At 72.3% G+C, this 12,036-nt stretch carries 13 protein-coding genes; 11 read left to right on the top strand and 2 right to left on the bottom strand.

Features of this window, described 5'->3' with window-relative positions:
- Positions 1-28 precede the first annotated feature (28 nt).
- The 5 genes from truA to glmM all read left to right on the top strand — a co-directional run bounded on the left by truA (position 29) and on the right by glmM (position 4,313).
- Positions 29-1,024, top strand: coding sequence for a tRNA pseudouridine(38-40) synthase TruA (gene truA / locus DEI86_RS05895; RefSeq protein WP_111049035.1), 996 nt, complete (start codon positions 29-31; stop codon positions 1,022-1,024).
- Positions 1,021-1,767, top strand: a complete 747-nt coding sequence (locus DEI86_RS05890; RefSeq protein WP_111036917.1) for an MBL fold metallo-hydrolase — start codon at positions 1,021-1,023, stop codon at positions 1,765-1,767. Before truA ends, DEI86_RS05890 begins: the two co-directional genes overlap by 4 nt.
- Before the next feature lie 179 nt (positions 1,768-1,946).
- Positions 1,947-2,393: a 50S ribosomal protein L13 gene (gene rplM / locus DEI86_RS05885; RefSeq protein WP_111009818.1), complete on the top strand. Its 447-nt coding sequence runs from the start codon at positions 1,947-1,949 to the stop codon at positions 2,391-2,393.
- 38 nt (positions 2,394-2,431) lie between these two features.
- Positions 2,432-2,917 (top strand): 30S ribosomal protein S9, encoded by a 486-nt coding sequence (gene rpsI / locus DEI86_RS05880; protein WP_111009817.1) that lies wholly within the window; start codon positions 2,432-2,434, stop codon positions 2,915-2,917.
- Positions 2,918-2,939: 22 nt separating this feature from the next.
- Complete coding sequence (gene glmM / locus DEI86_RS05875; RefSeq protein ID WP_111049034.1) at positions 2,940-4,313, top strand: phosphoglucosamine mutase; 1,374 nt, start codon at positions 2,940-2,942, stop codon at positions 4,311-4,313.
- 67 nt (positions 4,314-4,380) lie between these two features.
- Here the strand turns inward: glmM and coaA are convergent, their stop codons facing one another.
- Entirely contained in the window at positions 4,381-5,328 is a 948-nt protein-coding gene (gene coaA, locus DEI86_RS05870) for a type I pantothenate kinase (protein WP_111049033.1), read from the bottom strand.
- Between the two features lie 74 nt (positions 5,329-5,402).
- On the opposite strand from coaA, the gene DEI86_RS05865 reads away from it, so the two are divergent.
- On the top strand, positions 5,403-5,648 hold the full coding sequence (locus tag DEI86_RS05865; protein ID WP_111049032.1) for a hypothetical protein: 246 nt from the start codon (positions 5,403-5,405) through the stop codon (positions 5,646-5,648).
- Between the two features lie 58 nt (positions 5,649-5,706).
- Positions 5,707-6,765: an aldo/keto reductase gene (locus tag DEI86_RS05860; RefSeq protein WP_111036911.1), complete on the top strand. Its 1,059-nt coding sequence runs from the start codon at positions 5,707-5,709 to the stop codon at positions 6,763-6,765.
- 56 nt (positions 6,766-6,821) lie between these two features.
- Here the strand turns inward: DEI86_RS05860 and DEI86_RS05855 are convergent, their stop codons facing one another.
- Positions 6,822-7,304 carry a glutathione peroxidase gene (locus DEI86_RS05855; protein WP_111009812.1) on the bottom strand — a complete coding sequence of 161 codons (483 nt, stop codon included), beginning with the start codon at positions 7,302-7,304 and terminating at the stop codon, positions 6,822-6,824.
- 120 nt (positions 7,305-7,424) lie between these two features.
- Here DEI86_RS05855 and glmS point away from each other — a divergent pair, with 120 nt between their 5' ends.
- From glmS to alr (DEI86_RS05835), 4 genes are all read left to right on the top strand, one after another.
- Positions 7,425-9,272 (top strand): glutamine--fructose-6-phosphate transaminase (isomerizing), encoded by a 1,848-nt coding sequence (gene glmS / locus DEI86_RS05850; protein WP_111009811.1) that lies wholly within the window; start codon positions 7,425-7,427, stop codon positions 9,270-9,272.
- 4 nt (positions 9,273-9,276) lie between these two features.
- Entirely contained in the window at positions 9,277-9,645 is a 369-nt protein-coding gene (locus tag DEI86_RS05845) for a holo-ACP synthase (RefSeq protein WP_111012143.1), read from the top strand.
- A gap of 96 nt (positions 9,646-9,741) precedes the next feature.
- Positions 9,742-10,827 (top strand): alanine racemase, encoded by a 1,086-nt coding sequence (gene alr / locus DEI86_RS05840; RefSeq protein ID WP_111049031.1) that lies wholly within the window; start codon positions 9,742-9,744, stop codon positions 10,825-10,827.
- The gene (gene alr, locus DEI86_RS05835; RefSeq protein ID WP_111049030.1) at positions 10,824-12,002 is read left to right on the top strand and encodes an alanine racemase; all 1,179 of its coding nucleotides are present in this window, start codon (positions 10,824-10,826) and stop codon (positions 12,000-12,002) included. The genes alr (DEI86_RS05840) and alr (DEI86_RS05835) overlap by 4 nt, the downstream gene beginning before the upstream one ends.
- The last annotated feature ends 34 nt before the right edge of the window (positions 12,003-12,036 follow it).

The following is a 12,036-nucleotide window of genomic DNA, read 5'->3' as shown; positions in this document are numbered from 1 at the left end:
GTGGTGCTGACGCCGGTACCCTCGTCCCGTGACAGACGAGGCCGGCACCGTGCGTCTCCGGCTCGACATCGCCTACGACGGCAGCGGTTTCGCGGGATGGGCTCGGCAGCCGACCCTCCGGACGGTGCAGGGCGAACTCGAGTCCGCGCTCGAGACCGTGTTCCGGCGCTCCGGTCCGGCGCCCCGCCTCACGGTGGCGGGCCGGACGGACGCGGGCGTGCACGCGACGGGGCAGGTCGCCCACTGTGACCTCACCCCCGAACAGTGGGGGAGCCTCGCTCGACCGCACCGCGGTGCGGTCGGCCGACCCCAGCGGCTGCCGACGGACGCCCTCCTGCACCGCCTGAACGGCATCGCGGGGCTCGACAGTGACGTCGTGGTGACGGCCGTCGCGGTCGCGCCGCCGGGGTTCGACGCCCGGTTCTCCCCGGTCTGGCGACGGTACGCGTACCGCGTCGCGGACCTCGGGGCACCGCGGGACCCGCTCCGCCGCGGCCACACGCTGTGGTACCCCACGCGCCTCGACGAGGGCGCGATGGAGACGGGCGCCCTGACGCTGCTCGGCCTGCACGACTTCGCCACGTTCTGCAAGCCGCGGGAGGGCGCCACCACCATCCGAACGCTCCAGGAGTTCCGATGGCACCGTGAGCCGGACGGCGTGCTCGTGGCGTCCCTCCAGGCCGACGCGTTCTGCCACAGCATGGTGCGGGCGATGGTGGGTGCGTCGCTCGCGGTCGGCGAGGGGCGGCTCGCGCCGCACCGGCTGGCGGAGCTGCGCGAGGAGGCGGTGCGCACGAGCGCGTTCAACGTCGCCCCGGCGAAGGGGCTCGTCCTCACCGAGGTCGGCTACCCGCCCGACGACGAGCTCGCGGCCCGCGCGGAGCAGACCCGGGCCCGCCGCGACCAGGACGGGCACCGGTCGGAGGCCGACCAGGCTCGACAGGTCGCCATCAGCACCGCCGCGCCCACCGCCGTCCCGGAAGGCCCCGCAGGGTCGGGTGCGGTCGCGGAGCGACGCGCGTGAGCCGGCGCAGGCCCCGGGCCGTCGTCGCGGTCGCACCGGGCGTGGTGTTCGTCGAGGGACCCGTGTCGAACTGGGTCGTGCTCGCCGAGGAGGACGGGGTCGCCCTCGTCGACGCCGGGTACCCCGCCGACGCCGGACTCGTGCTCGACACCATCCGGTACGCGGGACACGACCCGGCCGACCTGCGCCGGGTGTACGTCACGCACGGGCACGTCGACCACATCGGTGGCCTCCCCGCGATCCTGGAGGCCCACCCCGGCGTGACCGTGCTGGCCCACGCCGACGAGGTCGCGGCCGTGCGCGGGCCCGAGCGGGACCAGGCGACGCTCGGCGACATCGGTGGCCGGATCGCGGCGCCGCGGGTGCTCGGCTGGGCCGCCCGTGCCGTCCGCTCGGGTGGCCTCGACCCCGTGACCGTGCCCCCGGTCCGCGCGTTCACGGCCCGCGACTTCGACGAGCGGGCCATCGCACCCCTGCCGGCCCCCGGGCACACGCTCGGGTCGACGGCGTACCTGTTGCCCGCCGCGGACGCGCTCGTCACCGGCGACGCGGTCGTCACGCACCACGACGTGCAGCCCCGGTCGTGGTCGCCGCGGCCGCGGATGATCCCGGCCCTGTTCACCGCGGACACGGCCACCGCTGTCGAGTCGGCCGCGGCGCTGCCCCTGCCGGGGATCGTGCTGCCGGGCCACGGGCCCGCCGTGCACCGGGTCGGTGACCGCTGGGTCCCGATCGGCCACTGAGTCCGTCGAGGTTTGACGGTACCGCGACGCTCCGGTAGTGTCGTCGATTGGTCTGCGCCTCGTGCGTCGGACCCGAAGTTGAGCCCTCCACCGGAGCGTTCGCCGGGCGTCGCCCCGCGGAACACCCCACCGGAGTGGGATTCACGGACACCTCACCTCGACACGAAAGCAGCACACCTGTGACTCGCACGTTCTCACCGAAGCCCGCGGACGTCCAGCCGAAGTGGCTCGTCATCGACGCCACCGACGTCGTCCTCGGCCGTCTCGCCTCGCACGCCGCGGCGCTCCTGCGTGGCAAGCACAAGGCCACCTTCGCTCCGCACATGGACATGGGTGACTTCGTCATCATCGTCAACGCCGAGAAGGTCGCCCTGACCGGCTCGAAGCTGGCGCAGAAGACGTACTACCGGCACTCCGGCTACCCGGGCGGCATCACCGCCACGACCTACCCGGAGATGCTCGAGAAGCACCCGACCCGCGCCGTCGAGAAGGCGATCCGCGGCATGCTCCCGAAGAACAGCCTCGGCCGCGCCCAGCTCAAGAAGCTCAAGGTCTACGCCGGTCCCGAGCACCCGCACGTCGCCCAGCAGCCGACGCCGTACACCCTCGACCAGGTCGCGCAGTAACGACGGCCACGCAGCAGAAGACACAGGACTCCACACTCATGGCTCAGATCGCAGACTCCATCGACCAGACCCCGTCGAGCTTCAGCACCGAGAGCGCCCCGGCGACCTCGGAGGCGGCTCCTCGTCAGATCCTCAACGTCTCCGGCGCGGCCGTCGGTCGCCGCAAGGAGGCCATCGCCCGCGTGCGCCTCGTCCCCGGCGCCGGCACGTTCTCGGTGAACGGCCGCTCGCTCGAGGACTACTTCCCGAACAAGCTCCACCAGCAGCTCATCAACGACCCGTTCAAGGTCCTCGAGCTCATCGGTTCGTACGACGTCACCGCCCGCATCACCGGTGGAGGCCCCTCGGGCCAGGCCGGCGCGCTGCGTCTGGCGATCGCCCGGGCGCTCAACGAGATCGACCGCGAGAACAACCGCGCCACGCTCAAGAAGGCGGGCTTCCTCACCCGTGACGCCCGCGTCATCGAGCGCAAGAAGGCCGGTCTCAAGAAGGCCCGTAAGGCGTCGCAGTTCTCGAAGCGCTGATCGCGCTTCGGACGGCATCACCGTGCCACGTCTGTTCGGAACGGACGGTGTTCGTGGTCTCGCCAACGGCGAGCTGACGGCCGCGCTCGCACTGGGCCTCGCCCAGGCGAGCGCGGCCGTGCTCACGCACGGACACCACGCGGACGCACGTCGTGCGTCCGGTCGGCCGCGTCCCATCGCGGTCCTGGCGCGCGATCCGCGCGTCTCCGGGGAGTTCCTGGGCGCGGCCGTCGCGGCCGGCCTGGCGAGCGCCGGCGTCGACGTCCTCGACGCCGGGGTCATCCCCACCCCCGCGGCGGCGTTCCTCGTCGCCGACATCGACGCGGACTTCGGCGTGATGGTCTCCGCGTCCCACAACCCGGCGCCCGACAACGGGATCAAGTTCTTCGCCGCCGGCGGCCGGAAGCTCCCCGACGAGGTCGAGGACCGCATCGAGGCAGCGATCGGGAGCGCCGAGGTCCCGGTGCCCACGGGCGCCGACGTCGGGCGGATCACCCGCTTCGCCGACGCCGAGGACCGCTACGTCGTCCACCTGCTGAGCACCCTGCCCGCGCGGCTCGACGGCATCCACGTCGTCCTCGACTGCGCGAACGGGGCAGCGGCCGCGGTGTCGCCCGAGGTGTTCGTCAACGCCGGCGCGCGGATCACCCTCATCGGTGCCGACCCGGACGGCGTCAACATCAACGACGGCGTCGGGTCGACCCACATCGACAACCTCGCCCGCGCCGTGCTCGAGGCCGGCGCCGACGTCGGGATCGCCCACGACGGCGACGCCGACCGGTGCCTGGCGGTCGACGCCGAGGGCAACGCGATCGACGGCGACCAGATCATGGCGATCCTCGCGCTGTCCCTCAAGGAGCGCGGCCGGTTGCAGGACGACACGCTCGTGGCCACGGTCATGAGCAACCTCGGTCTCCGCCGGGCGATGGCCGAGAACGGCATCGCGGTGCTCGAGACCGCCGTGGGCGACCGGTACGTGCTCGAGAAGATGGTCGAGGGCGGGTACTCGCTCGGCGGCGAGCAGTCGGGCCACATCATCTTCAACGAGTTCGCCACGACCGGCGACGGCATCCTGACCGGGCTCCACCTGGTCGCCGAGATGGCCCGCACGGGCAAGACCCTGGCCGAACTGGCCGCCTGCATGACCGTGTTCCCGCAGGTGCTCGTCAACGTGCGCGGTGTCGACCGGCACGGCCTCGACGACGCCGGTGTCCAGCGCGCCATCGCGGGCGCGGAGGCAGCGCTCGGTGACACCGGGCGGGTCCTGCTCCGGCCGTCGGGCACCGAACCCGTGGTCCGGGTGATGGTCGAGGCGGCGGACCAGGCGACCGCGGAGCGCGTCGCCGACGAACTCGCCGCGGTCGTGCACGACCGGCTCGGACTCGACGCGGCCTGATCACGGGCGGGAGGCGCGGTGCGGATCGGACCCGCACCGCGCCTCCCGGTCGTGTCCGGGTGGTGCGTCAGATCTTGCGGAGCAGCACGCTCGAGACCGAGTGGTCCGCACCCTTCTTGAGCACGAGCGTCGCGCGGGATCGCGTCGGCAGGACGTTCTCGAGGAGGTTCGGCTCGTTGATGCTCCGCCAGACGTCCGTCGCGGTGCGGACGGCGTCCTCGTGGGAGAGCGTCGCGAAGCGGTGGAAGAACGAGTTCGGGTCCGCGAAGGCCGCCTGCTGCAGGGCGAGGAAGCGGTCGACGTACCAGGACTCGATGTCGCGGGTCTTCGCGTCGACGTAGATCGTGAAGTCGAAGAGGTCCGACAGTGCCAGGCCGCCGTTGACGGGTGGTGCGAGCACCGTGAGCCCCTCGACGATGAGCACGTCGGGCTGGCGGACGACGATCTCGGTGTCGGGCACGATGTCGTACTGCAGATGCGAGTAGAACGGGGCGCGGACCTCGGCCGCACCGCTCTTGACCTGGCTGACGAAGCGCAGCAGGGCGCGGCGATCGTAGGACTCGGGGAACCCCTTGCGGTCCATGATCCCGCGGCGCTCGAGCTCCGCGTTCGGGTAGAGGAAGCCGTCGGTCGTCACGAGTTCGACCCGCGGGGTGTCCTCCCACCGCTTCGTCAGCTCGCGGAGCAGCCGCGCGACGGTCGACTTGCCCACCGCGACCGACCCCGCGACGCCGATCACGAAGGGCGTGCGTGACGCTCGCTCGCCGAGGAACCCGCTCGTTGCCGCGTGGAGGCTCCGGGCGCCCGCCGCGTAGAGGTTGAGCAGCCGGGACAGCGGGAGGTAGACCTGTTGCACCTCGTCCATGTCGAGCCGGTCGCCGAGCCCGCGGAGCTGGACGATCTCGGTCTCGGTGAGCGCGAGGTGCTGGGAGGGTGCGAGGGCGGACCACTCGGGGCGGTCGATCTCGACGAAGGGCGTCGGGTGGGCGACGGTCTCCGCGTGGGCGTTGGCCATGAGGACGAGGGTAGACGAGAGGACGGTGCAGCCTCCGAGCCGACGCGGTCTGGACGACGTGCTGTCCACAGCGGGTGGACCGGATCACAGCGCCGCGGGAGACCCTGAGCGCACAGTCGGCGCTCGCCGGCGTCGCGATCCTCGTGATGGCGGTCGTCATCCCCACCGCACTGGCCCTGGGCCTCCACGCGGAACTCCGTCTCGAGGCGCCACCCGTGCAGTGGTGGGGCGCGCCTCCCGCAACGAACCGGCCGGCCCCTGCGCACGCTCCGCGCACTCCCTCCGCCGTCTACACCCCGCCCCAGGCCTCGTCGAAGTGACCGAGCGCGTCGCTCATCTGGGGTTACTGCTGTCTGTTGTCTGAGTAGGGTCGGCCGCATGGAATACCGTCATCTGGGCAACACGGGACTGCAGGTCTCCACGATCAGCCTCGGCACGATGGGGTTCGCCGGCACCGGCTGGGCGAGTCCGGTCGGCCACATCGACGTCGATGGGGCTCGCCGGCAGATCGACATCGCGCGCGACGCGGGCGTCAACCTCATCGACACGGCCGACGTCTACTCCGACGGCGCGTCCGAGGAGATCCTCGGCCAGGCGCTGGGCAGCGCGCGTGAGGACGTGCTCATCGCCACGAAGGTCCGCGGGGGCATGGGGCCCGGACCGAACGACGGCGGACTGTCCCGCCACCACATCGTCAAGGCCGCCGAGGACAGCCTCCGTCGGCTCGGCACCGATCACATCGACCTCTACCAGCTGCACGGCTGGGACGGATCGACGCCCCTCGAGGAGACGCTCGGCGCGCTGGACGACCTCGTCCGGTCGGGCAAGGTGCGCTACATCGGTGCGTCGAACTTCTCCGGATGGCACCTCATGAAGGCGATGTGGGCCTCCGACAAGCACCACCTGGAGCACTTCGCGAGCCAGCAGATCTACTACTCGCTGCAGTCCCGTGACGCCGAGAACGAGCTCGTGCCGATCACGCTCGACCAGGGCATCGGCATCCTCGTCTGGAGTCCGCTCGCGGGCGGGCTGCTCACCGGCAAGTACCGTCGCGGTCAGGACGTGCCCGAGGGTTCGCGGCGCTTCGAGGGCTGGACCGAGCCGCCCATCGACGACGAGGACCGCCTGTACGACACGATCGAGGTGCTCGTCGACATCGCCGAGCAGCGGGGCGTCACCGCGACGCAGGTCGGCCTGGCCTGGACGCTCGCGAAGCCGGGCGTGACGTCGGCGATCGTCGGCGCACGGACCGAGGAGCAGCTCACCGACAGCCTCGGAGCGGCGGACGTCCAGCTCTCCGCGGACGAGATCGCCCGCCTCGACGACGCGAGCGCGACCCCGCTGCAGTACCCGTACTGGCACCAGGCGAACACGGCGGACGGTCGGTCGAGCGCGGCCGACCTCAGCCTCATCGGGCGACACCTGCACCAGGACTGACCGCCGATCGGTCCGAGGCCCCGCACGCCACCGAGCGTGCGGGGCCTCGCCCGGGCTCAGGCGGGGAGCGCGGCCTCGATCACGGCGACGATCGCCGGGTCGTCCGGCACGGTGGTGGGCCGGAACCGGTGGACGGCGCCGTCCGGCGTCACGACGAACTTCTCGAAGTTCCACGTCACCCGTCCGGCCTTGCCGTTCGCGTCCGGGGTCTGCTTGAGCTCCTGGTACAGCGGATGGGCTCCGCGGCCGTTCACCTTGACCTTCTCGGACATCGGGAACGTGACGCCCCAGGTGGTGCTGCAGTACTCCTCGATGGCCTCGGACGACCCGAGCTCCTGCAGGAACTGGTTGCTCGGGAACCCGAGGACGGTGAACCCACGGTCGCCGTACCGGCGCTGGAGTTCCTCGAGCTGCTCGTACTGCGGCGCGAGGCCGCATCGGGAGGCCACGTTCACCACGAGGACGACCTTGTCGGTGAACGCGCCGAAGGTGGTCTGCTCGCCCTGGAGCGTGGTGATCGGGATGTCGGTGAGGGTCACGGGCCGAAGCTAGACCCGGCAGCTGGGCGCCGTGCGTGTCCCGGGACCGGCGACCGGCAGGGCGATCGCGCGACGCCCCTGCGGCGGGCTCCCGGCCGCGCACCCCATAGGATCGAGCGCATGTGTGGCATCGTCGGGTACGTCGGCAACGGCAGCAGTCTGGAGGTCCTCCTCGGCGGACTGGGTCGGCTCGAGTACCGGGGGTACGACTCCGCGGGCGTCGCCGTGATCGACGCCGCGGGCGACCTCGAGTCGCGCAAGCGGGCCGGCAAGCTGCAGGTCCTCAAGGACGACCTGCAGGCCGACCCGATGACGGACGGCCGCACGGGCATCGGCCACACGCGATGGGCGACGCACGGCGGCCCGACCGATGGCAACGCCCACCCGCACCTGGCCGACGGTGGCAAGTTGGCGCTCATCCACAACGGCATCATCGAGAACTTCGCCCTGCTCAAGGACGAGCTCCTGGCCGAGGGTGTGACGTTCCACAGCGAGACGGACAGCGAGGTCGCGGCGCACCTGGTCGCGCGGGAGTTCCGTGCCGGCCACGACCTGACCGAGGCGATGCGGCGGACGGTCGCCCGACTCGACGGCGCCTTCACGCTGCTCGTCGTGCACGCGGACGAGCCGGACGTCGTGGTCGGCGCCCGCCGCAACTCGCCCCTGGTGGTCGGCCTGGGCGACGGCGAGAACTTCCTCGGCTCGGACGTCGCGGCCTTCGTGTCGCACACCAAGCGCGCGCTGGCGATCGGGCAGGACGAGATCGTCACGATCCGGCCCGACGCCGTGACGGTGATCGGGTTCGACGGCACGCCCGCGACCGCGAGCGAGTTCGAGGTGTCGTGGGACGCGTCCGCAGCCGAGAAGGGCGGCTGGTCGAGCTTCATGGCGAAGGAGATCAGCGAGGAGCCCGAGGCGGTCGCGAACACGCTGCTCGGCCGCGTGCACGACGGCGCCGTGACCCTGACGGACCTCGAGCCGATCGCGGACCGCCTCGCCCAGGTCGACCGCGTCATCGTGATCGCCTGTGGCACCGCGGCGTACGCCGGGATCCTCGGCAAGTACGCGATCGAGCAGTGGGCGCGGGTCCCGGTCGAGGTCGAGCTCGCGCACGAGTTCCGGTACCGCGACCCGGTGCTCGACGAGCGGACCCTCGTCGTGTCGATCAGCCAGTCCGGCGAGACGATGGACACCCTGATGGCGGTCAAGTACGCCCGTGAGCAGGGTGCCCGCACGCTGTCCATCTGCAACACCCAGGGCGCGACGATCCCGCGCGAGTCCGATGCCGTGCTGTACACGCACGCGGGCCCCGAGGTCGCCGTGGCCTCGACGAAGGCGTTCCTGGCGCAGGGCGTCGCGCTGTACCTGCTCGGCCTGCACCTCGCGACGCTCCGGGGCACGCTCACGCCGGAGCAGGTCGCGGCGCAGGTCGCGGAGCTCGACGCGCTCCCGGCGAAGCTGCAGCAGACGATCGAGGACGCCGCCTCGGTGACCGAGCTCGCGCGCTGGATGGCGGACACCCGGAGCGTGTTGTTCCTCGGGCGCCACGTCGGCTACCCCATCGCCCTCGAGGGGGCGCTCAAGCTCAAGGAACTCGCGTACATCCACGCCGAGGGCTTCGCCGCGGGCGAGCTCAAGCACGGCCCGATCGCGCTCATCGAACCGGGGCAGATCGTGTTCGTCATCGTGCCGAGCCCCCGCGACGAGCGGTCGCTCCACCCGAAGGTCGTCTCGAACATCCAGGAGATCCGGGCCCGTGGCGCGCGGGTCATCGCGATCGCGGAAGAGGGCGACGCGGCCGTCCTGCCCTACGCCGACGAGGTCCTGCGCATCCCGCTGGCGACGCCGCTGTTCGAGCCGCTCCTGGCGGTCGCGCCGCTGCACATGTTCGGGATGGAACTGGCGGCGGCCAAGGGGCTCGACGTGGACCAGCCCCGCAACCTCGCCAAGTCGGTGACCGTCGAGTAGTCCCGTGATCATCGGCATCGGTGTCGACGTGGTGGACCTCGCTCGGTTCGCCGGGGTCCTCGAGCGCACGCCCGCGCTCCGGCGTCGCCTGTTCACGCCGGCGGAGCTGCTGCGGGACGGCGAGCCCCGCCCCACCGCCTCGCTCGCCGCCCGCTTCGCGGCCAAGGAGGCCCTGATCAAGGCGTTCGGCACGAGTGCGGGACTGAGCTGGCAGGAACTCGAGGTCGTCGCGGACGACCAGCGTGCACCGTCGCTGACCCTGCACGCGGGGGCCCAGGCGGTGGCCGACGCGCGTGGCGTGACGGCCGTCCATCTGTCACTGTCGCACGATGGACCGATCGCGACGGCGTTCGTCGTCATCGAAGGGAACTGAGGAGTTGACCGACCATACGTGGAGGCCGCGCGGGAGCGCGCGGCCGACCCAGCACGCCGGGGCCGAACCGTGCCTCCCGTCCGTGGTGGTGACCCGGTGAGCGCGTTCACCGGCGTCACCGTCGACCGGGAGGCCCTGATCGCCAACTACGCGACGCTCGCCGAGCGGGTGGCACCGGCGGGTGTGATCGCGGTCGTCAAGGCCGACGGGTACGGGCACGGCGCCGTCGAGGCGGCACGCGCCTTCGTCGACGCGGGCGCGGAGTGGCTCGGCGTCGCGGACGTCGACGAGGCCCTCGCGCTCCGGCGCGCGGGCATCGACGTGCGGATCCTCGCGTGGCTGCACGCCCCGGACGAGGACTTCGTACGCGCCGCGTCCGAGGGCATCACGCCAGCCGTCTCGTCGGTCGAGCAGCTCGCCGCGGCGGCCGGCGCGGAGGTGCCCGCGGTCCACCTCGTCCTCGACACCGGCCTGAGCCGCAACGGCGCGGTCGAGTCCGAGTGGCCCGAGCTCTTCGCCGCTGCCGCCGCGCTGCCGCGGACACGGGTGGAGGGCGTCATGTCGCACCTGGCCAACGCGTCCCGCGAGGACGACCTCGCCCAGGACGCCGCCCTCGAGCGGGCGCTCTCGGCGCTCGCCGCCCACGGGATCGTGCCCGAGGTCGTCCACCTCGCGGCGAGCGCGGCGTCGATCGCGGTGCCCGAGACGCGACGCGACCTGGCCCGGATCGGCCTGTCCCTGTACGGCCTGAGCCCGTTCGCGGACCGGACGTCCGCCGAGCTCGGACTCCGCCCGGCGATGACGGTCACAGCGTCGGTCCTCCGGACGATCCGGGTGCCGGCGGGGCACGGTGTCTCGTACGGCTACACCCACCGCACCGAGCGCGAGACGACGCTCGCGATCATCGGACTCGGCTACGCGGACGGCTTCGACCGTGGCTTCGGCAACCGGGTGTCGGTGTCGATCGGCGGCCGACGCTTCCCGGTGGTCGGCCGCGTGGCGATGAACGCGATGCACATCGACGTCGGCGACGCGGAGGTCGCGGCGGGCGACGAGGTCGTCCTCTGGGGCGACCCGGCCACCGGGGTGCCGTCCGTCGAGGAGTGGGCGGCCGCCATCGGCACGATCAACTACGAGGTGGTCGCACGACTCGGCCCCCTCCTGGCGAGGAGGACCATGTGAGCGCGCCGCTCCGCGAGGCCGTCGTCGACCTCGATGCGTACCGGGCCAACATCGACCTCCTGCGGTCGTGGATGGACCCGGTCGAGGTCATGGTGGTCCTCAAGGCCGACGGGTACGGACACGGCATGGTGCCCCTCGCGCTCACCGCGGTCGACGCGGGCGTCCGCTGGCTCGGGGTGCTCACGGTCGAGGCGGCCCTGCGGCTGCGCTCGGTCGGTGTCGGCGAGGACGTCCGGTTGTTCGCGTGGCAGCACGACCCGGACCTCGACCCCCGGGACGCCGTGGACTCCGGTGTCGACCTCGGGGTGTCGAACGTGGCCGAGCTCGACCGGATCGTCGCGGCCGTGACCCAGCGGCCGGCGCGCGTGCACCTCGGCGTCGACACGGGCCTCCACCGCGACGGCGCGACGCCGGACCGGTGGCCTGCGCTCGTCGAGCGTGCCCGCGACGCCCAGCGCGCCGATGCGATCGAGGTCGTCGCCGCGTACACGCACCTCGCGGAGGCGTCCGACGACGACGACGCCGCGGCGGTCGCCGTGTTCACCGAGGCGGTCGACGCCGCTGCGGGACTCGGGCTCGAGCTGCCGATCCGGCACGTCGCCGCCAGCCTCGCCGGCCTCGAGCGGCCCGAGTTCCGGCACGACATGGTCCGCATGGGGGCGAACACGTACGGCATCCCCGGCGCGGACGGCGTCGTCGCGGCGGACCTCGGGCTCACCCCCGTGATGACGCTCACGGCGTCGGTCGCGAAGGTCAAGCGGGTCCCCGTCGGCACGGGTGTCTCGTACGACTACACCTACCGGACCGCCGCCGAGACCACGCTCGCCCTCGTGCCCGTCGGCTACGCGGACGGCGTGCCCCGGCGCGCCCAGGGACGGGTCGAGGTCACGATCGGCGGCGTCCGCTACCCGATCGCGGGCCGGGTGGCGATGGACCAGTTCCTCGTCGACGTCGGGGACGACGACGTCCGTGTGGGCGACACGGTCGTGTTGTTCGGCACGGGCGAGCGCGGCGAGTCGACGATCCTCGAGTGGGCCGCGGGGCTCGACACGATCGGCGAGGAGCTCGCCTGCCGGATCGGCGGACGCGTGCCACGGCGCTACTCCGGGCGGCACGCCGAGGAGTTCAGCCAGCGTGCCGCCGTCCTGAACCGCAGTGCGGGTGGCCGACCGTGACCGTGTTGCTCGACGTCGTGGTCGACGGCACCGG

The organism is Curtobacterium sp. MCBD17_028, from assembly GCF_003234875.1.
Classification (GTDB): Bacteria; Actinomycetota; Actinomycetes; order Actinomycetales; family Microbacteriaceae; genus Curtobacterium.
Note: the sequence above shows the minus strand (reverse complement) of the source record. Positions and strands in the feature narration are given on the sequence as shown.

Bases quoted from the DNA above. Each gene is read 5' to 3' on its own strand.
- rpsI (WP_111009817.1), top strand. From the start codon at position 2,432: ATGGCTCAGATCGCAGACTCCATCGACCAGACCCCGTCGAGCTTCAGC.
- coaA (WP_111049033.1), bottom strand. From the start codon at position 5,328: ATGGCCAACGCCCACGCGGAGACCGTCGCCCACCCGACGCCCTTCGTC.
- DEI86_RS05860 (WP_111036911.1), top strand. From the start codon at position 5,707: ATGGAATACCGTCATCTGGGCAACACGGGACTGCAGGTCTCCACGATC.
- glmS (WP_111009811.1), top strand. From the start codon at position 7,425: ATGTGTGGCATCGTCGGGTACGTCGGCAACGGCAGCAGTCTGGAGGTC.